Raw genomic sequence first — 19744 nt, 5'->3', positions numbered from 1 at the left:
GCTATTCCCAGGCTGCCGTGTCCGGTTCTATCCCTGCGGAGCGCGCATTGGCGTCGATGACCTGCTTCAACCAAACCGCTAAGCCAGGCTCGACCTGCTCGTAAAACTCCCGAAACCCCGCTTCGGCTACATACCGTCTCGCAATAAGGACATGCATCGAGTGGGTGCAGTGGAAGTACTCGCTCATCACTTCACGGTGTTCTTCCGCCAAAGCGTTCGCCCGCTCATCGCCGGGTAGAACGTTCCGACGTTTCGCTTCGGCCAAGCGTTCCGTAACGGATTCCATGGTTAAGGCAACGAGGCGCCAGTCCTCGGCAGCCCGGCTGGCGGAACGCTCCGTGTACTCGGCCCACTGGGGAGAGTCTGCCCACCGCTCGCGCGCAGCGACAACCAAAGATCTGTCCCAACCCGCACCGAAAACCTGCACTTCCTCAGCCGCCGACAACAAAACTCCCTGCTCATCAGCTGCCAGGAGACGTTGAACTTCCCGGTCAACCTCCTGGAGGTGAAGGATCTTTGCCGCGAGCTCTGCCCGCCGGCCTTCCAACTCCTTCCTACGTGCGGCGGCCCCGGCCTCCAATAGTCCCGGAATTCTTTGCAACGGCACGCCGAGGTCACGAAAAAGAAGCACCCGCCGCAGATGGGCGACATCGGCTGGCGAATACACCCGGTACCCCGCCGCGCTGCGACAGGAGGGAACAGCTACCCCAGACTGGTGCCAATGATGCAACGTCCGCACACTCACGCCGAGTAAACGCGCGACTGCTCCCACACCACTAAAATCATCCACTTCCATAGCATTACAGTCAGAAACCCTGAACCACACATCCTGTGCGCTGAGGGATCCTTGAGCGGGGACACCCAACTGCAACGACCGCTCTCGCCAAGCGCTGCGAGGCCCCCACCGCGACGGCTAAACACCCCTGCCGGCTCCATTGGCGACGAATGGCTACCCGTCGAGGTCCCGACGGCGAAAACCAGTGAAACCGATCAGCAGGAACACAGCGGTGACGGCGGAGATTCCCGCCAACCCGGACCACCCGCCGTCGTCGACGGAAACGTTGGGAACGTGCCAGAACGGACTGATCGCCAGTACCCAGTCCCAGAGCCTGAACGTCGGGCCCAGCAACGTGAGCACGAAGGAAATGAACACACCGGCCCAGGACGCGATGACCACCTGCGGCCGCGCACCGACGACCGCCACGGAGACGGCGGTGGCCGTCCATACGGCCGGAACCGTCACGACGGCCTGCAGCAGAACCTTGCCGGCATCGATTCCCAGGTCCCCGGAGGCCAGTGCCGTGATGGCGGCTCCAGCGAGGAGCAGGTAGATGGTTGGTGTGGCCAATGCGAGCATGACGTTTGCCGTGAAGTAACGGGAGCGCGGAACGGCGGCGGCCAGAACGGGCTCCAGCCGGCCCGCCAGTTCCTCGATCCGCACCTTCTGCAGGATCTGCACGCCGGGAATGGCGGCGAGGATACCGACCAGGCTCAGGATCGTCACCAGGAAGGCCGGCGCGAGGCCATCCGGCGTGGCTGCACCGGATGCGAGAACCGAGGCGGCTGCGCTGTCACCGCTCAGGATGTCCTTAAAGGAGCGGGAAAAAAACCCGAAGACCACCCCGATCATCATGAATGCAACGGCCCATGTCAGGAGCGGGGCACGGTTCAGCCGGACCGCCAGGCTCCACGGGGTTCCAACCCTGCCCCGGGCGGGGCCGGGTCCGGGGACGATTGCCCCCTGCCCGAAGTCGCGCCGGGACTGCAGCAGGAAGGCTATACCGAGCAGGACCAGGGTGAGGGCCATCGCGGGGACCAGCGGCCACCAGTGGTTGCCGCTGGCCGGCCGGGTTTCCGTCATCCAACTCAACGGATTTATCCAGGACGTCCAATCCGGTGCCTCCACCGAGTACAGGAAGCCGCGCAGCAGGAACAGCGCACCGAAGGTGCCCACGGCCAGTGAGTTGGCCGTCCGCGCATCGGATCCCAGCTGCGCGGTCACGGCAGCGACCGCAGCGAACATCCAACCCGTGGCAGCGAACGTTGCTCCCAGCAGCAGGGACGCATTCCAGCCGCCGCCGCACCAGGACGTGACAACTCCGGCGACGCCTCCCAGAGCCACCGAGCCGATCAGGGCCAGGCCCACTCCCGCCAGCAGACGGCTGCTCCGGCCCAGCACACCGGATGCCAGAAGCTCGGCCTGTCCGGAGTCCTCCTGGCCCCGGCTGGACCGGGTGACGGTGAAAATCGATCCGAGTGCGGCGAGGAATCCGCCCAGGGCGAGGCTGCGCCAGGCGTTGAAACCGTCGTCGGTGCTCAGATCGTAGGCGGGCCCGAAGATCAGGCCCAGTGCCGGGTTGGAGCCAATGGCAAGGGCTAGTCCGAGGCGGTCCTGCTGGGTGGGAAAGACCCATGGGTAGACGAGCACGGAGGACGCAGAGAGCGCCGTCGCGATCAGGATCCACGGCACAAAGCTACGTCCGTCGAACCGGAGAGTAGCACGCAGCAGGGGACCGGTACCCGTCAGGGCGTTGCTCATGGGCGCGCCCGTGTGGAGGGGGTGTCATCGTCGTACAGCCGCAGGAAAAGGCTCTCCAGCGAGGGCGGTTCAACGGTCAGCGAGGTGATGCCGAACGGGGTGAGTGCTGCCATAGCCTCACCTACCCGTGCGCTCTCCACCACCGCCGTGAGTTTGCCGCCGTCCAGGTGCACGTCCCCGAATGCGGTCAGCTGGCCGGGCTGCGGGTTCCGTTCCAGAGTGGCGTGGACGGCGGCGGTGGTATGCCCGCGAAGTTCGGCCAGCGTGCCTTCCTCCACGATCCGTCCGTCCCGGATAATGCTCACCCGGTCCGCGAGGGTTTCGACTTCGGCAAGGATATGGCTGCTGAGCAGCACCGTGGCGCCGCGTTGCTTTGCCTCACCGATCACTTCCTGGAAGACGTTCTCCATCAGCGGGTCCAGACCGCTGGTTGGCTCGTCGAGGATCAGGAGCTCGACGTCGGAGGCCAGGGCGGCGACGATGGCTACCTTTTGCCGGTTGCCCTTGGAGTACTGGCGGCCCCGCTTCGCGGGATCCAGCTCAAACCGCTGGATCAGTTCCGCCCGCCGGCCCTCGTCCAGCCCGCCGCGGAGCGATCCCAGCAGGTCGATGGCCTCGCCGCCGGTCATGCCCGGCCATAACGCGACATCGCCCGGCACATAGGCAAGCCGCCGATGCAGCGGCACGGCCTCCCGCCACGGATCCTTTCCCAGGACATGCAGGTCTCCGCCGTCGGCCTTCAACAGCCCCAGGAGCACGCGGATGGTTGTTGACTTCCCTGCACCGTTTGGCCCCAGAAAACCGTGCACCTGCCCACGCTGAACCTGCAGGTTCAGCCCGTTCAGAGCCTGGAATCTCCCGAAAGCCTTCTCCAGCCCCTGAACACTGATGGCCAACTCCGCGCTCATAGCCTCCCCGTTCTCCAGCCGTCCCTACAGCTAGTGTGCTGGCAGATCCGCCATGGTGGCCATTGTTTTCCTCTCCCTCCGTTCTGCCTGCCGGCGGAAATACTGAACCGGACATGCCGCGTCATCGCTGGTTATCGTCCGGCTGCCCGGAAGGGATCCAAACGAGGATCGTTATCGGGGACGGTTTATCGCCGACTTATGCAGCCGGGGACGTCGTCGGTGCGGAACCAGGAATCGCTTCTTGGTTCGAGGCGGTGCTCCGGTGGCCGAGCGTCGTCATCAGCAGGATCACGCCCAGCACGGCGCCCCATATGGTGAGGGTGTCGAAGGCGAGGCGCTCGGTAACTCCGAGGCCCAGTGAAATCGATGGTCCACCGCTGATCGCATCGATGAAGAGAACAAAGCCGGCGATCGAGAGTGCGAGACTCGCCATGGTCAGGGCTGACGCCCATCGTGCCGCCGTGCTGCCTTTGAGCGCGAAGGCGAGGAAGGCCATTCCGATCCACTGCATCAGGGCCTGGGCAAGGGCCACGGCGTCATGAGCCCCCGGGTGAACATCCCAGGCTAGGAAGCCGACCAGCATCACAAGTACACCGCCCGCTGCGAGGAAGAACATCGCGGTTTTCCCTGTCCGCTGCCGAGGCCAGACCGACCACAGAAGGATGGCTCCCACAGCCATGAGGGCTCCGTTGGCAATCGTGGAACCGTTGGCCAGCAGATGGCCGGGGGAGCAGATGTAACGCTCAACGCGCGTGCCGGCGTCGAAAGTCCGGCAGGAGGTCACGCCGAGATCGCTGATGAAATTTGAGGACCAGGAGTAGGGGTTTGGCCACTGCGCGGCCGCAATTACCTGAGCAGGAAAGGTCACCAGGCACAGAGTCCATAGCGCGGCGCCCAAATGAAGTCGTGTCATGGCCCGAGCATACAATACGAACGTATGGTCTGGTTCGGAGTAATCTCGAATCATGACTTCGGCGGGCGCGCAGCGCATTCTTACGGCTGTGCAGGACATTCTGGTTGAGCGGGGGCTTGAAGAGGTGACGATCCGCAACGTCGCTGCAGCCGCCGGCCTCTCGATAGGCGCCGTCCAGCATCACCATAAGACGAAAGACGATTTGATCATGGCGGCCATGAACGAGGTCTCCAGGAAATTCATCGAGCGGGTGGGCTCGGCAGTGCACCCGGAGGCATCGGCGCGGCAGAACCTGGGCGCGGTGTGCAGGATTCTCGGCGGGGTGGACGACGAATCCCGCACCGCTTCGGTCATTTGGTTGTCCTACGCCTCGAAGGCGACAACCAGCAGCGCAGTTGCCAGCGCCCACCAAGCATCCTGGCGCCTTATGGAAGAAGGCCTGACAACTCTGCTCCGGCAATGGAACCCGGACCTCGACCGGGATGACGCCGCCATGCTCATGGCACTGCTCGATGGCCTAGCCATCGCCAGGGTCACCGAGACCGACCGAATGACATCCGAGCGGGCTCAGCGCCTCATCGACCAGTACATCAACGGGCTCGAACCTCCGTCCAGCTAAGGGATCCGTGACCGTCACTCCGCGGAGGTGGGGGTCTCTGCAGTTGGTGCCGTGCCGATGAGGTTCGCGCGCATCGGCACAGCACCAAGGGCCCTACTGTGCGATGAGTTCTTGGACAGGACCTTCGTGCAGGGCCAGATAGACCGTGTCGCGAAACTGGTTGCCCTCGGGGTCTGTGAGCGTCCTTTCAAGCGGACGCAGCACGAGACGAATGAGCGCATTCGCCTGGTCCTCGTTCAAACGCAATCTGGCACGGGCAGCCTCAGGAAGTCCCGCATACGCGGTGAGTGTCAGCAGCTCAACGCTTTCCAGATCATCGGCCTGAGTGCCTAACGCGGCTCGAACGCGGTCTCCGAGCAGTTCAGCGTCCGTATCAGCTGAAACCACGATGGAGATGTCTCGACGGATAGGCGGCATCTGGGAGACCGGCTTCCACGCCGCCAGGTTCACCATCTGCTGTTTCACTCTTTCATCGGTAGATCGTAGGAGCCTGATATCGGGAATCCCCTTGCGCAGCATCAGCGCCCGGTCCAGGCCCATCCCGAGCGCCAGGCCTGACCACTCTTGCGGATCGAGGCCGGCATCGGTGAAGAGGTGAGGAGCCATAAGGCCGCACTCGGCCAGTTCCAGCCATTCGCCCTCCCTGAGGACATCAATCTGGAAACCGTGTTCGGTGTAGGGGTGCACTGCTGGCACCGCCCGCCAATGAGCGCCCGGGAGCACCACATCGACGAGTGCGGCGGCCATGCCTTGCAGGTCATCAGCAGCGAACCGCTTCTTGGAGCTCACCCGCCAGAGGTCCACCTGGTGCGGTGTTCCCACATGAGTCCGGTCAATGGAATCGCGTCGGTAGACGAGGCCGGGAATGACCCACAGTTCGTCTGTGCTTTCCCCCGGGTTGATAGCTCGTAGCAGGGAAGGGATAGACGCTGAGGTGTGACTACGGAGCATGACGGTGGGGCTGATGTAGCGGGAGTACCGCTGATCCCGAGTGACGTCTGAAGCGTTGAAACCCAACCGGTCGTAGTTATCGGTCACGCTGACCAAAGGACTGTGCCGGATGATCCGGTGTGGCACCGACCATTGAGTGGCCAGCGCGTCAGTCACTCCCTGAAGGAGCGTCTGCATCGCGTGGGGTTCACCCGCAGGGTCAGAGAGATCTCTGATCATCAGAGCGTCGTGAAGTTCGGCAGTGGTGAGATAGCTGAGCATTGTTGGTCCTAAGGCTTGTGCTTGAGTGACGGGTTCCTCCCCCGACTCAGCTCAGGCGCTAAGGGCCTCGGCGCACGCCTGAATGCCCTCGCGACCGGAAACCGGTCGGGGGCACGTAAATCGACGCGTGCAAAGCATGACTGCGACTATACCCTTGCCGTTTGATTCGACGCGCGCGCACCTTGTGGTCGCCACGAGGAGGAGGCAGCCGTCATCTTTTGGGTGCCAATGGTCCCCAGCAATGCGAGCTTGTTATCGGAGCGGTCAGCCGTCATGTTCAACATCTAGTGCAACCTGTTTCGCGGCCTGGTTTGCTCGCTTAACTGCTGGCACCAGCAGAATCAGACAGATCAAGCTGGCGGTAATAGCCATCCATGAAGCGTTCAACGCCGGAACGAGTGCAAGAACGCCAGCCAGTACGAGGACAATTGCGTTGCAGTTGATCAACATGCGAGCTGCCCGGTGCCCCGCAAGCCAGGCCTCCGGCGACCGAGTCACGTACTCGGTACGTATCCCAACCGACGAATTCATTCCGATACGGCCGCTCGCTGTTGCTTCTGCAACCCACGAGAGGGCCGCCCCCATTGCAATGAGTAAAACACCATAAAAGATCCCCATGTGCCCAACCTAGACGCCCACGGCAATAGGAAAAAACGGAACGGCTCCGTGCAATACCGACGGTTCGGCGATGGTGGTTTGGGATCAGCAGCAGTTTAAAGTCGGTTATGCGAGTCTAGCCAGAGCCTTCCTCCGAAATGTCGCTCAGGCATCGGCTGACGGGCGATCGTCTCGTAGGAATGCTTTACAGTGCACCAGTTGTCGATGACATCATGACCGGATGACGTTCTTTCCTTGCTGTGACCAGGCGCCCGCGGAGTGGATCGCCACCAGTGGGGAGCAGTGGTGGAGCCTGGTGACGTTGGGCCCTCCGGGATTCCCGGCCTACGCACGACTGCGGTTCATCCCCGATCCCGCCTATGCCGGTCAGTCCGAAAACGAGGGTGCGGGCCGGAGAGAGGCCCCGTCTGATACTGATCAATTCCGCGTCGCGGTTGGGGCCTTGCTCCAGCGCTCCGGCTCGCCTACCGAGGGCTATGCGCTGCTGTGGGACGGGTGGGGTGAGGATGCGTTCCCCCAATCCGTGCTGCGCACACCCCGTGTGGTGGTCCCAAACCGCGAGTACTACCTGTGCAGGGTCTCGCTGCCGGACCTTGTCTCCGGGGCGCTTGAGGACTCCTGGCAGGCGGAAACGAATCACCCCACGCCGCTTCCTGCCTTCATATGGCCCTCGGACCGTTCCTGGTGCATCACCAAAGACATCGATCCCCATTGGGCCGGCATCGGGGGCCAGCGTGAACTGATCGATCACCTATTGACCGAACCAAGCCTCGACGTCGTTACGGCCGAGAAGAATGAGAACCTGCCCTTTTACCGTTAGGGCTTAGAACTGACGAGCTAGATAGAGCGTTCCGTTGAGGGATCGCCTTGGCATGGCCGTGGTTGATGGCAGCGCACACTCGGTCTCCGGCTTGGTGTCAGGACTGTTCCGAGTCCGGACCGGCCGCCCGCAGCGCCTGCTCCAGGGCGGCCAGCACCTCAGGGGTCAGCGGGCTGCCCGGGAACCGCGCCAGCCGGCGCAGGGGCATGCTGCCCATCATGGCCAGCGCGTCCGCCATGCCCCCGCCGGCAGCAGACCCGGCAGACCCGGCAGGCCCGCTACCAGATCCGGCGCCCGCTGCAAGTCCGCCCAACAGCTGCTGTCCAAGCGGATGAGCCAGCCACTGGGAGATCGTGGAATTAAGCGTCAGTGGTGCCTGCCCGCCGCGGTCCGGGGCGGGCAGGTCCACCGTTCCGCTGAGCCGGATGTCCCGGGAGGAGGAGCCGACGTCGATCCGGTAGGTGCAGCCGTCGGTAATCCACGAGTCCGACGCCGGATCAAACCGTGCCAGGTCCGGCAGCGGCAGGGTGAACGCGACGGGGGCCGACGCACCGGGGTTCAGGAACACCTTGCGGAAGGCCCGCAGCTCACGCGGGGGACGGACTGGCACTCCGTCCGGGAAACCGGCGTCGTCCGGTGCGCCGGAGTACACCTGCACAACCTCCGCGCCGGCGCGCGTGCCGGTATTGGTCAGGGTCGCGTCAACCGTCAGGGCCGGCCCCCCGCCGGCCGGATCCGTGAGGCCCAGGGCCAGGTTGCTGAATTCGAAGCTGGTATAGGACAGTCCATGGCCGAAGGGGAACGCAGGCTCGATGTCCCGTGCGTCGTACCACCGGTAGCCCACCAGCACCCCCTCGCCGTAGCGGACGGTGCCGGCCTCGCCCGGATAGTTTCCGAACGCCGGCGTGTCCTCCAGCCGGCGCGGAAAAGTCTCGGCCAGCTTCCCGGAGGGGTTGACCTCGCCCAGCAGCACATCGGCGAGCGCTTCGCCTCCGGCCTGGCCGGGCAGCCAGGCCTCCAGGACCGCCGGCACCTGTTCTGCCCAGCCGGTGTCCACCGCACCTCCGTTGTACAGGACCACCACCGTCCGGGGGTTCGCCGCGGTCACTGCCCGCAGGGCCGCCAGCTGGTTCTCCGGCAGGCCCAGGTCCGGGCGGTCAAAGCCCTCGGATTCCAGGTTCTCCGGCAGCCCCAGGAAGAACAGCACCGCCTCTGCCGCCGCTGCCGCGACCTCTGCTTCGGCGGACAGCTCCGGGTCGGGTATTCCATCCAGCCGATAGCCGGCGGCGAAGACTGCTGCGGCTGTCCGCTCCGCCAAAACCTCCAGCGGGACGCTTACCCGGGTGGGGGTGACCTGCGAGGACCCGGCGCCCTGGTACCGGGGCGTGCGCGCCAGCTCGCCCACCACGGCCAGCCGCAGCGAGGGGGCAAGCGGCAGGACGCCGCCTTCGTTCTTCAGCAGCACCATGGAAGCCGCGGCGGCTTCCCGCGCCAGCCGGTGGTGCTCCTCGGGATCCACGGCCCCGCCCGTCGGTGACGCGGTGCGGTCCGCCAGCTGCAGCAGCCTCGCCGCGGAGGCATCCACCATCTCCCGGTTCACCGTGCCGGCATCCAGGCCGGCCCGCAGTTCATCCAGCCCCACACCGTTGCTGGCCGGCATCTCCAGGTCCAGCCCGGCGTCGAGCGACGCTGCCCGGTCCGTGACGGCGCCCCAGTCCGAGACCACCAGCCCGTCAAACCCCCACTCGCCGCGCAGAACAGTTTCCAACAGCCAGGCGTTCTCCGCGGCGTGGATGCCGTTGACCTTGTTGTAGGCCGCCATCAGGGTCCACGGCCGGGCCGTCCGCACCACCGACTCGAAGGCTCTGAGGTAGATCTCGCGCAGCGTGCGTTCATCCACTACCGCGTCAATGCGCATCCGGTCCGTTTCTTGGTTGTTCGCGGCGAAATGCTTGGGGCAGGCCGCTACCCCTTCCGCCTGGAGGGCTCCGATCCATGCGGCGCCGAGGGTCCCGGCCAGCAGCGGGTCTTCGGAGAAGTATTCGAAGTTGCGTCCGCACAGCGGGGTGCGCTTGATGTTCAGCCCCGGACCCAGCACGACGTCGACGTGTGCCGCCGCCGCTTCCCTTGCCGTGGCTGTGCCGAGCCGGGCCAGCAGGTCCGGGTCCCAGGAACACGCCGTGAGGCATTCGGCGGGGAAGCACGTGGCAGGCAGCGCATCGCCGATGCCCGCTTCCGCATCGCTTCGCGGACGCCGGATACCGTGCGGCCCGTCCGCGAGCACCAGGGAGCGGAGCCCCGCCGCTTCGGCAGCCTCGGTGGTCCAGAAGGATGCTCCGGAGAGCAGGACGGGCCTTTCCTCCGGGGGAAGCGCGGATACCCGTTCCTCTGGCGTGGGAACGGAGGGCTGGTCTGGCGTGGAAGCTGGCATGTGCCGGAGTCTAGGGTGCATCCGGCACCGGCCGGAAGAGGACCGGGGCGCTGAGCCGCCGCAGAGGCGTGCACCGGACCCGGAGCCTGTTGGTTGAACCCGTCCTCCCGTTACTGTTTCGGTAACCACCGCATCTCAGTACGCGCGATCTCCCGGACGGAGCAGACCCATGATCAGCCAGCTTGACCGGTACCGGCAGATCGCCGAAATCCTCTCCCGCAACGGTTTGGGGTTTCTGGTGTCCGCCCTGGGCCTTGAGGGCAGGCTGCCGTTCCGGAAGCAGCAGGCTCCGAAGCCGGCGGGGCGGCCCAAAACCCGTCCGCAGTACCTGCGCGCCGCTCTCGAGGAGCTGGGACCTACCTATGTGAAGATCGGCCAGCTGCTTTCCACCCGGCCCGATCTGCTGCCGCCGGACTACCAGCGCGAACTGGCAAAGCTGCAGGACAACGCGGACCCTGTGCCCTGGCCGCAGATTGTGGAGGAGCTGCGGCAGGAACTGGGCGGGGACCCGCTGGAGGTCTTCGGGTCCTTCGACACCACGGTCATGGCGAGCGCCTCGATTGGGCAGGTTTATGCGGCAACCCTGAAGGACGGCACGGAGGTGGTGGTCAAGGTGCGGCGGCCCGGCGTCGTGCCCCAGGTGGAGCAGGACCTGGAGATCCTGCAGAACCTGGCCAATGCGGCCGGCAAACGCTGGGAAGCAGCCCGGGACTATGACCTTCCCGGACTGATGGATGAATTCGCGGCAACGCTCCGGACCGAGCTGGACTACCTCCAGGAGGGACGCAACGCGGACCGGTTCCGGGCAAATTTCGAAGACGATCCGGCAATCGACATTCCCGCAGTGTACTGGGAGCACAGCACCTCCCGGGTCCTGACCCTGGGCCGGATCCGGGGGATGAAGGTTACCGATGTTGCGGCACTCGACGCCGCCGGGATCGACCGTCCGGCGCTCGCGGTGGCTGCCTCCCGGGTGGAAATGAAGATGGTGTTCGATGACGGGTTTTTCCATGCTGATCCGCATCCGGGGAATCTGTTCGTGGAGCCCGGCGGCCGGGTGGGGCTGATTGACTTCGGGATGGTGGGGGAGGTGGATGAAAAACTGCGCAGCCAGCTCTCGGCCCTGTTTATCGGCATCATGCGCAAGGATCCGGAGCGGATGACCAATGCGCTGGTGCGGATCAATGCCTCCGGAAGGCGGGTGAACCGGGTGAAGCTCAGCATGGACCTGGGGCCGCTGATCCGGCTGTATTCCGGCAAGGACCTGGGCAGCGTGCCGGTGGGAAGCATCATCACCACCGGGCTGGGCATCCTGCGTACGCACCACATCCAGCTCCCGCGGGAAATGGCGCTGCTGCTGCGCATGCTGATCCTGACCGAGGGGATGGGGGAGGTGCTGGATCCGCAGTTCCGGCTGGGGCCCACGTTGGGGCCCTATGCACGCCGGATGGCCCTGCAGCAGCTCAACCCCGTGAACTACGCCCGCAGGCTCGGCCGCGCCGGAACGGAAGTGCTGGAGCTGAGTACGGAACTGCCGGACCAGGTGCGCCGGCTGATGAACACCCTGGACGTGGAGGGTATGGAAGTCCATATCCGCGCCGAGGAACTGTTCCCGCTGGTCATCCGTCTGGAGCGGGTGGGAAACCGGATGGTGGCGGCCATCTTCGCCTCGGCGTTCATCCGGGGAGTGGGGGAGCTGACCCTCGGGGATTCGTCCCGCTGGAAATCGTGGCAGGCACCCCTGATGAGTGCCGGGCTGGCCGCCACGGGGGCGCTGGGCGGCTACATCGCCTGGACATCGCGCCGTGCCCGGCTGCGCGGCATGTAACGCCGGAGCAGCAGACGGTAAGGACAGGGACAGCAGAGACGGCAGGGCCGGGACGGGAAGGCTCCCGTCCCGGCCCTGCCGGTTCTGCGCATGCCGCCGGGCGGACGTCCTACGCCGTGGCGGGGCGCACCGGCGCTGCGGCCCGGTCCAGATCCAGGCCCAGTTCCGCCGTCGGGACATGCGCGGTTTCCCGCGCGGTGAGCGCGGAAACCGCTGCAATGGCGCAGATCACGCCGGTGAAAATGCTGGTCACTGCCCACCCGCCCGGTTCCAGGCCGCCGATGGCAGCGACGATGGAGGGTGCGAATCCGGCCATCAGGAACCCGAGCTGGGTTCCGATGGCGAGGCCGGAGAAGCGGACCTTGGCGCTGAACATTTCCCCGTAGAAGGACGGCCAGACAGCGTTCGCCGCCGCGTAGCCGAAGGAGAAGACCGCAACGGAGAGGGCGAACTGCAGCAGCGTGTTCCCGGATTCCATGGACAGCAGGTAGAACGGCATGATCGCCGCGCTGGATACTGCGCCGTAGATGAAGACCGGACGGCGCCCGATCCGGTCCGCCAGCCGGCCAAACAGCGGCTGCGTGAACAGCGCGAAAACGTTGCCGGCAACCACGAGCCACAGCGTGATGTCCGCGTTCACGTTGCCCACCTCCGTGCCGTACTTGATGGCCAGTGTTCCGTACACGGTGGAGACGGCAGCGATGAAGGCACAGCAGATGACCCGCAGCACGTCGCGCCAGTGGTCCTTGAGCAGCACACCCACCGGAAGCTTCACAATTTCGTTGCGTTCCTTGGCCTCCGTGAAGGTGGGGGTTTCGTGCAGCGAGCGCCGGATGAAATACGTCACGAGGACAACCACGGCACTCAGCCAGAACGGGATGCGCCAGCCGATGCCGTATTTGATGTCATCCGGCAGGGCCACCACGGGGATGAACACCAGGGCGGCAAGGATCTGCCCGCCCTGCGTGCCGGTCAGCGTCCAGGACGTGAAGAAGGAGCGGCGGTTGTCCGGTGCGTGCTCCAGGGTCATGGAACTGGCACCGGCCTGCTCGCCGGCGGCGGAAAGACCCTGCATCAACCGGCAGAGAACCAGCAGGACCGGCGCCCACCAGCCGATCGTGCTGAAGTCCGGCAGGCAGCCGATGAGGAAGGTGGACCCGCCCATCAGCAGCAGGGTGAACATGAGGACCTTCTGGCGCCCCACCCGGTCCCCGAAGTGCCCGAGGATGACGGCGCCGACCGGACGGGCAATGTAGGCGAAGCCGAAGGTGGCCAGCGACATCACGCTGGCCTGGGCGTCGGCATCCGGGAAGAACACCCGCGGGAAAATGAGCGCGGCGGCGGAACCGAAGATGAAGAAGTCGTAGTACTCGACGGCACTGCCCATGAAGCTGGCAGTGGCGGCCTTGCGCGGGGTCTTGCCCGTTGCCGGCCCAGCGGGGGCGGATGCGTCCATTGCATCTCTCCTGACGGTGGCTGAGGTGAAGGGGGGCAGATCTAGGATGGAAAATTCCGTGCGTTATCCGCACACTTGTGCATTCTCCGTACGCTTGAAGTAATGTAGCCCACAGTTACAGGCCGGGCAAGCGGCAGCGGAAACCCGCGGCGCATGTAAAGGAACCGGCCCGCCACGTTTGGACCGGAAGGAACAGCGCCATGAGCGGCACCGGCGAATCATTTATTGTCGGACTGATCGGGGAAGGCATCACGGCCTCCCTCACTCCTCCCATGCATGAAAGGGAAGCGGATCAGCAGGGGCTGCGGTATATCTACCGGCCCATCGACCTCACCACCCTGGGCCGCCCGGGCACCGACGTCGGCGCACTGCTGCGTGCATGCCGGGACCTGGGCTTCAACGCCTTCAACGTCACCCATCCCTGCAAGCAGCTGGTCCTGGCGGAACTGGACGAGGTGTCCGACGACGCCGCCCGGCTGGGCGCGGTCAACACGGTCCTGATCCGGGACGGCCGGTTCCTCGGACACAACACCGACTTTTCCGGCTTCGGCGGGGCACTGGCCGGCGGGCTTCCGGATGCGGCCCTGGACTCGGTGGTGCAGCTGGGCGTGGGCGGAGCCGGGGCAGCCGTAGCCTACGCCCTGCTCAAGGCGGGCACCGGCGCCCTGACACTGCTGGACCTGGATCCCCTGCGGGCGGCCGAACGCGCCGCGGCGCTGTCCGGACTCTTCCCGGACCGGCGGATTACTTCCGGCACTCCGGCGGACCTTCCCTCCGTCCTGCCCGGAGCCGACGGCCTGGTTCATGCCACCCCGGTGGGAATGCACTCCCATCCCGGCATCGCCGTCGACCTGCAGCTGCTCAGCCCCTCCCAGTGGGTGGCCGACGTCGTCTACCGCCCGGTGGAAACGGAGCTGATCCGCGGTGCCCGGGCAATGGGCTGCCGGGTGCTCGACGGGGGCCGGATGGCCGTGGGGCAGGCAGTGGACGCCTTCGAGCTGATCACCGGCATCCGCCCCGACGCCGAGCGGATGCTCGCCCACTTCCACGAACTCATCGACCAGGGCCGCTGAGGGCCGGAACCGGAGCATCATGCGCACGTCAATTGCCACCGTCTGCCTGAGCGGGACGCTCGAAGAGAAAATGCGTGCCTGCGCCGATGCGGGGTTCGACGGCGTTGAAATCTTCGAACCCGACCTTCTGGTATCCCCGTCCAGCCCGGAGCAGATCCGCGCCCTCGCGGAGAGCCTGGGCCTGACCCTGGACCTGTACCAGCCGTTCCGCGACTTTGAAGGCGTGGACGGCCCGCTGCTGGATGCCAACCTGGAGCGGGCACGGGCCAAGTTCGAATTGATGAACCGGCTGGGAATCGGAACCATGCTGCTGTGCAGCAACGTCGGCACGGCCACCATTGACGACGACGCCGTGGCGGCGGAACACCTGCGCCTGCTGGGCGGGCTGGCGGCGGGTTACGGGGTGAAGGTGGCCTACGAAGCCCTCGCCTGGGGGCGCTACGTGAATGATTTCGAGCATGCCCAGCGCATTGTGGACCTGGCCGACCACCCGCAGATCGGTACCTGCCTGGACAGTTTCCACATCCTCTCCCGCGGCTGGGACCCGGCGGCAATCGAAAAAATCCCGGCGGAGAAAATCTTTTTCGTCCAGCTGGCCGACGCCCCGGAACTATCCCTGGACGTCCTGTCCTGGAGCCGGCACTACCGGGTCTTTCCCGGCGAGGGAGCCTTCGACCTGGTGCGGTTCATGGCGCACCTGGTCCGCAGCGGCTATGACGGGCCGGTATCCCTGGAGATTTTCAACGACGTTTTCCGGCAGACCGCCGAGGACCGCACCGCCGTGGACGCCATGCGGTCCCTCATCTGGCTGGAGGAACGCACGGCATCGTATCTCGGGCAGCATGACGGCGGCACGCAGTATCCGATGTCCCTCGCGACCCTCCCGGGCGTGGCCGAGCCCACCGGATTCAACTTCGCCGAAGTCAAGGCCGGGAATCCGGACGCCGTCTCCGAGCTCCTGTACCAGCTGGGCTTTACCTTCGCCGGCCGGCACCGGAGCAAACCCGTGCAGCTGTGGACCTCGGGCACTGCGCGGGTGATCATCAACGGACAGCAGGCCGGCGGCATGGAACCGGGCATCTCCGCTCTGGGGCTGGACGTGCAGGACCCGCTGGCCGCTGCGTCCCGTGCGGTGCAGCTGCGCGCCAGCCCGGTACCCCGGCGCAGCCAGGCCGATGAGCAGGTGCTGCAGGCCGTGTTTGCCCCGGACTCCACGGAGGTTTTCCTCTGCGAAGCCACGGCCGACGGGACTGCCGCGTGGGCGGACGAGTTCGGCCCCGCGGAAACCGGCGGGGCACAAACCGGCGGGCAGCCGGCGCAGCCGCTGATCTCGGCCATTGACCACATCAACCTGTCGCAGCCCTGGCAGCACTTCGACGAGGCGGTGCTGTTCTACGAGTCCACGCTCTCCCTGACGCCCATTGCCTCGCAGGAGGTTCCCAGCCCCATGGGCCTGGTCCGCAGCCAGGTGATGCGCAGCGCCGACGGCGGGGTGCGGCTGGCACTGAACATCGCCCCGTTGATCGTGGAATCCGGGCCGGGCGGTGCGGAGTACCCCCAGCACGTGGCCTTCACCTCCACCGACCTGATAGCGACGGCACGTTCCGCAGCGGAAAGGGGGCTGCGGTTCCTTCCGGTGCCGGCCAACTACTATGAGGATCTGGCTGCCCGCTTCCGGCTTGATCCGGAATTCCTGGCCGAACTGCAGGAGTTGAACCTGCTCTATGACCGCGACGGCGACGGTGCCTTCCTGCACTTCTACACCGGCACCGTGGGCAACGTGTTCTTCGAAGTGGTGGAGCGTCGCGGCGGGTATGAAGGGTACGGAGCACCCAATGCACCCGTCCGGCTGGCGTCCCAGTACCTCGCTTCCCGCGGTGAACCGAACCGGAAGGACGGCTAAGTGGAGGACGCCGAAAGCTATTACGTGAAGTCGGTGGAGAAGGCCTTCGCCGTGCTGGGTGCCTTCACACTGAGCGCGCCCGAACATACGGTCAGCTCCGCGGCCGCCGCGGCCGGGATCAGCCGGGCAGCGTCCCGCAGGTTCCTCCTGACCCTGCGCGATCTGGGCTACCTGCGTTTCGACGGAACCGCCTTCCGGCTGGCGCCGCGCACCCTGGACATCGGCTCCTCGTTCCTGGCACATCTGTCCCTGCCGAACGCCGCCGAACCGCACCTGAAACAGCTCAGTGCAGACCTGGGCGAGACAACGTCGCTGTGCATCCTGGACGGGACCGACGTCGTCTACGTTTCGCGGATCACCTCCGCCCGGCTGGTGCGGGTGGCGGTCAACGTTGGAACCAGGTTCCCGGCCTGGGCCACCTCCATGGGCAGGGTGCTGCTGGCGGCCCTGCCGGAAGGTGAGCAGGAAGCCTATTTCAACACCGTGGAACTGGCGCCCTACACCGCCTCCACCGTGCGCACCGTGAAGGAGCTCCGGACCCTTGTGCGGGATGCCGGCGAGCAGGGCTGGTCACGGGTAGCGGACGAGCTGGAGGACGGCATGCGGGGTGTGGCCGTTCCGGTCCGAAGCGGCGGCGCGGTGGTGGCGGCAGCCAACGTGTCACTGCAGCTGCACAGTGCATCGCGGGTGACGGACACCGTGCTTCCGCCGCTGCGCGCCGCCGCGGACCGGATAGGCCGGGACCTCGGCTAGTCGCTGTACTCGCTGGCCTTGTAGATGCTCAGTCCCAGCGCCGCGGCAACCTGGGCCACCGCCCGCTGCGCCTTGACGCTGTTGCCCACCTCGTCCAGCGGAGGTGCGAACCCGGCAATCGCGAGCTTGCCGGGCATGATTGCCAGTATGCCCCCGCCCACGCCGGACTTGCCGGGCAGCCCCACGCGGTAGGCCCAGTCGCCGGAGGCGGTATACATCCCTTCCATGGTCATTTCCGCAAGCATGGCCGGGATGTTCGCCGCGGAGACCACCCGGTCCCCGGTCAGGGGATTGATGCCTCTGTTGGCGATGGAGGCTCCCATGGCGGCGAGGTCCCGGGCAGTGACCAGGGTGGAACACTGCCGGGTATACACGTCACAGGCTTCCATTGGATCGGAATACATGGTGCCGCCCGAATACAGCAGCCAGGCAATGGCCCGGTTGTGGAAGTTGGTGGACTGCTCGGAGTCATTCACCTCGTCGCTCAAACTGATTTTCCGGCCGGCAAAGGCGCTCTGGACCTGCAGGATTGCCTCCCACTTGTCCTCGGCGGTGTCACCCGGAATCAGGGAAACCGTGGACATGGCCCCCGCATTCACCAACGGCGAAACCGGGGTGTCACCGTGCAGCGCAACGGAGATCACCGAGTTGAATGGTTCACCGGTCGGATCCGCCCCGACCTTTTCCTGGAAGGTTTCCAGCCCCACCTTCTCCATGGCCCACGCCATGGAGAACACCTTGGAAATGGATTCCAGCGCGAATTCGAACCCTGTGTCACCGGCTTCGAACAACGCTCCGTCCGCGGTCATCGCACAGACCCCGAAGAGGTCCGGGTTCACGGAGGCCAGATACGGGATGTACCCGGCGTTCTTTCCCCCGGAATCGTTCCGGTGATCCGTGTACGCCGTCCGGACGGCGGCTTCTATTGCGGAACGGTCGAGTCTCATACCGCTGAGCTCCCACCTGAGGTTCCTTTGCCGCGTCTGGTGCCTAAAGGCGCCGGCGGTGCGGTGCCCTGTACCGTCGCGGCAGGTTCCCCGTGGTGTTCCCCGGGCCCGCCGTCGTCGTGATGTGAGAACGTCACCGGTGAACCGGAGGATTCCGCTTCCCGGGTCAGCTGCTGGGTGGAAACACTGGACTCGGTGACCGTCCCGGGGTGCGTATGCTCAATCTGCCAGGTGAAGGGGACGAACTCGCTGGACTCGTCCCGCCAATGCGGCTTGCGGCAGGCATAGATAACGAACGGCAGGATCACCATCACCACTGCTCCGCCCACGAGGATGCCCACGTATACCACCGGGGATCCCACTGAAATCTGGTCCGGCGGGATGAAGCTGAAGGCGAAAGCCATCAGTGAACCGAGGAAACCCACGCCGCCGATGATCCACATTCCCACGTCGCCTCCGGGCACCCGGTAGGGCCGCGGACGGTTCGGCTGGCTGTAGCGAAGGTAGATCGCGGCAGCGAACATCAGCATGTACATGATGAGGTAAAGGATTACCGTCAGCTGGCTCAGGATCTGGTAGGCGGCCTGAACCGAGGGCAGCACTACATAGGTCAGTCCCAGGCCGGTGACCATAAAGGCCTGGAAGAACAGGATGTGGGTGCCCATGCCGTTCTTGTTGGTGTGCTGCCAGAAACGGGGCAGGTAGCCTGCTTTCGCCACGGCGAGCATGCCTGTTGACGGACCTGCCACCCAGGTCACCACGCCGGCGAGGACGCCGATCAGCAGCATAAACGCGACTATCGGTCCGGCCCAGCCGATGCCGGCCCATTCGAACATGTCGTTGTAGGAGGTCAGCAGGGACTGGGTGAGGTTGATGTCGGCCTGGGGCACCACGAACGCGATGGCCAGGGTTCCCAGTACGAAGATGATGACCGTGCCCGCCGCCGCGGTCAGCACCGCGATCGGGTAGTCACGGGTGGGGTTCTTGACCTCTTTCACGTGGATGGCGTTCATTTCCATGCCGGCGTAGAACAGGAAGATCGATGCCGCGAGCACCACGTTGGAGAAGTTGCCGAAGTCCGGAATAAGTTCGCCCCAGCCCATCCGGATCTGCGGGGTATTGCCCGCGAAGAAGTAGGCGAAACCGAGCACGATCAGAATCACCGCAGGGATGATGGTGCCGATGATGCCGCCCCATTGGCTCACCCGCGAGAAGGCCTTCGCGCCCCGGAAGGCAATGAACGTGGCCAGCCAGTAGACCACCAGGACTACCGCCAGGACGAAGAGCTTATTGCCGGCCAGCTGCGCATCCAGGTTCTGGTTGTCCCCGGTGTACGCAAGCGACACGGCGCCGAACGTCAGGACAGTGGGGAACCAGATGGTGACCTCGATGAAGAGCATGAACATGGCCAGGAAGGCCCACCGCGGTCCGAAGGCCTCGCCGACCCACCGGAAGACCCCGCCCGTTTCCGGCCAGCCGGTGGCCAGCTCGGCCGCCACGATGGAGACCGGAATCAGGAAGACGACGGCGGCCAGGACGTAATAGAAAATCGAGCTCAGGCCGTACTCGGCCTCCGACGGAAGTCCGCGGAGACTGACCACGGCCACAATGTTCATCACTGCCAGGGCGCCGATGGTGATTTGCGCATTTTGCTTCGACTTCGCCCGCTGCTGGTTCGCTGCGGAGGAATCTGCTGCCTTTGAATCGCTCATGTAGCCCACCTC

General features: G+C 65.4%; 16 protein-coding genes. 6 read left to right on the top strand and 10 right to left on the bottom strand.

The annotated features are described in order from the left end of the window. Window position 1 precedes the first annotated feature (1 nt). From GD627_RS08655 to GD627_RS08640, 4 genes are all read right to left on the bottom strand, one after another. Window positions 2–796, bottom strand: coding sequence for a MerR family transcriptional regulator (locus GD627_RS08655; RefSeq protein WP_152272167.1), 795 nt, complete (start codon window positions 794–796; stop codon window positions 2–4). A gap of 153 nt (window positions 797–949) precedes the next feature. After that, the gene (locus GD627_RS08650) at window positions 950–2539 is read right to left on the bottom strand and encodes an ABC transporter permease (RefSeq protein ID WP_152272166.1); all 1590 of its coding nucleotides are present in this window, start codon (window positions 2537–2539) and stop codon (window positions 950–952) included. Further along, window positions 2536–3447, bottom strand: coding sequence for an ABC transporter ATP-binding protein (locus tag GD627_RS08645; protein WP_152272165.1), 912 nt, complete (start codon window positions 3445–3447; stop codon window positions 2536–2538). The genes GD627_RS08650 and GD627_RS08645 overlap by 4 nt, the downstream gene beginning before the upstream one ends. A 196-nt stretch (window positions 3448–3643) precedes the next feature. Beyond that, the gene (locus GD627_RS08640) at window positions 3644–4360 is read right to left on the bottom strand and encodes a DUF998 domain-containing protein (protein ID WP_194266009.1); all 717 of its coding nucleotides are present in this window, start codon (window positions 4358–4360) and stop codon (window positions 3644–3646) included. Between the two features lie 52 nt (window positions 4361–4412). Between GD627_RS08640 and GD627_RS08635 the strand changes: the two genes are divergently transcribed. Beyond that, window positions 4413–4979, top strand: coding sequence for a TetR/AcrR family transcriptional regulator (locus GD627_RS08635; protein ID WP_152272163.1), 567 nt, complete (start codon window positions 4413–4415; stop codon window positions 4977–4979). Between the two features lie 93 nt (window positions 4980–5072). Here the strand turns inward: GD627_RS08635 and srmL are convergent, their stop codons facing one another. Both srmL and GD627_RS08625 read right to left on the bottom strand, forming a co-directional pair. Continuing rightward, a complete protein-coding gene (srmL, locus tag GD627_RS08630) occupies window positions 5073–6191 on the bottom strand; it encodes a PheS-related mystery ligase SrmL (protein WP_152272162.1) in 1119 nt (372 codons plus the stop codon). A 264-nt stretch (window positions 6192–6455) separates the two neighbouring features. Then, window positions 6456–6809, bottom strand: coding sequence for an SdpI family protein (locus tag GD627_RS08625; RefSeq protein ID WP_152272161.1), 354 nt, complete (start codon window positions 6807–6809; stop codon window positions 6456–6458). A gap of 442 nt (window positions 6810–7251) precedes the next feature. Here GD627_RS08625 and GD627_RS08620 point away from each other — a divergent pair, with 442 nt between their 5' ends. Further along, window positions 7252–7629 carry a hypothetical protein gene (locus GD627_RS08620; RefSeq protein WP_152272160.1) on the top strand — a complete coding sequence of 126 codons (378 nt, stop codon included), beginning with the start codon at window positions 7252–7254 and terminating at the stop codon, window positions 7627–7629. 97 nt (window positions 7630–7726) lie between these two features. Here GD627_RS08620 and GD627_RS08615 read toward each other — a convergent pair whose 3' ends face one another. Continuing rightward, window positions 7727–10060 (bottom strand): glycoside hydrolase family 3 C-terminal domain-containing protein, encoded by a 2334-nt coding sequence (locus GD627_RS08615; protein ID WP_194266008.1) that lies wholly within the window; start codon window positions 10058–10060, stop codon window positions 7727–7729. Window positions 10061–10229: 169 nt separating this feature from the next. On the opposite strand from GD627_RS08615, the gene GD627_RS08610 reads away from it, so the two are divergent. Beyond that, window positions 10230–11888 (top strand): ABC1 kinase family protein, encoded by a 1659-nt coding sequence (locus GD627_RS08610; RefSeq protein WP_152272158.1) that lies wholly within the window; start codon window positions 10230–10232, stop codon window positions 11886–11888. Between the two features lie 109 nt (window positions 11889–11997). On the opposite strand, the gene GD627_RS08605 is transcribed toward GD627_RS08610, so the two are convergent. Beyond that, window positions 11998–13344 (bottom strand): MFS transporter, encoded by a 1347-nt coding sequence (locus tag GD627_RS08605; RefSeq protein WP_152272157.1) that lies wholly within the window; start codon window positions 13342–13344, stop codon window positions 11998–12000. Between the two features lie 200 nt (window positions 13345–13544). Here GD627_RS08605 and GD627_RS08600 point away from each other — a divergent pair, with 200 nt between their 5' ends. The 3 genes from GD627_RS08600 to GD627_RS08590 are packed head-to-tail and all read left to right on the top strand — an operon-like array spanning window position 13545 to window position 17073. After that, window positions 13545–14417, top strand: a complete 873-nt coding sequence (locus tag GD627_RS08600; protein ID WP_152272156.1) for a shikimate dehydrogenase — start codon at window positions 13545–13547, stop codon at window positions 14415–14417. A gap of 19 nt (window positions 14418–14436) precedes the next feature. Beyond that, on the top strand, window positions 14437–16320 hold the full coding sequence (locus GD627_RS08595) for a bifunctional sugar phosphate isomerase/epimerase/4-hydroxyphenylpyruvate dioxygenase family protein (protein WP_152272155.1): 1884 nt from the start codon (window positions 14437–14439) through the stop codon (window positions 16318–16320). After that, window positions 16321–17073 carry an IclR family transcriptional regulator domain-containing protein gene (locus GD627_RS08590; protein WP_152272154.1) on the top strand — a complete coding sequence of 251 codons (753 nt, stop codon included), beginning with the start codon at window positions 16321–16323 and terminating at the stop codon, window positions 17071–17073. On the opposite strand, the gene glsA is transcribed toward GD627_RS08590, so the two are convergent. Both glsA and gadC read right to left on the bottom strand, forming a co-directional pair. Next, on the bottom strand, window positions 17070–18020 hold the full coding sequence (gene glsA, locus GD627_RS08585; protein WP_152272153.1) for a glutaminase A: 951 nt from the start codon (window positions 18018–18020) through the stop codon (window positions 17070–17072). The genes GD627_RS08590 and glsA overlap by 4 nt on opposite strands. After that, window positions 18017–19732, bottom strand: coding sequence for a glutamine/gamma-aminobutyrate antiporter GadC (gadC, locus tag GD627_RS08580; protein ID WP_152272152.1), 1716 nt, complete (start codon window positions 19730–19732; stop codon window positions 18017–18019). The genes glsA and gadC overlap by 4 nt, the downstream gene beginning before the upstream one ends. Window positions 19733–19744 lie beyond the last annotated feature (12 nt).

This window comes from Arthrobacter yangruifuii (assembly GCF_009192775.1).
Classification (GTDB): domain Bacteria; phylum Actinomycetota; class Actinomycetes; order Actinomycetales; family Micrococcaceae; genus Arthrobacter_B; species Arthrobacter_B yangruifuii.
The sequence above is the reverse complement of the archived record's forward strand: the minus strand, read 5'-3'. Positions and strand labels throughout refer to the sequence as shown.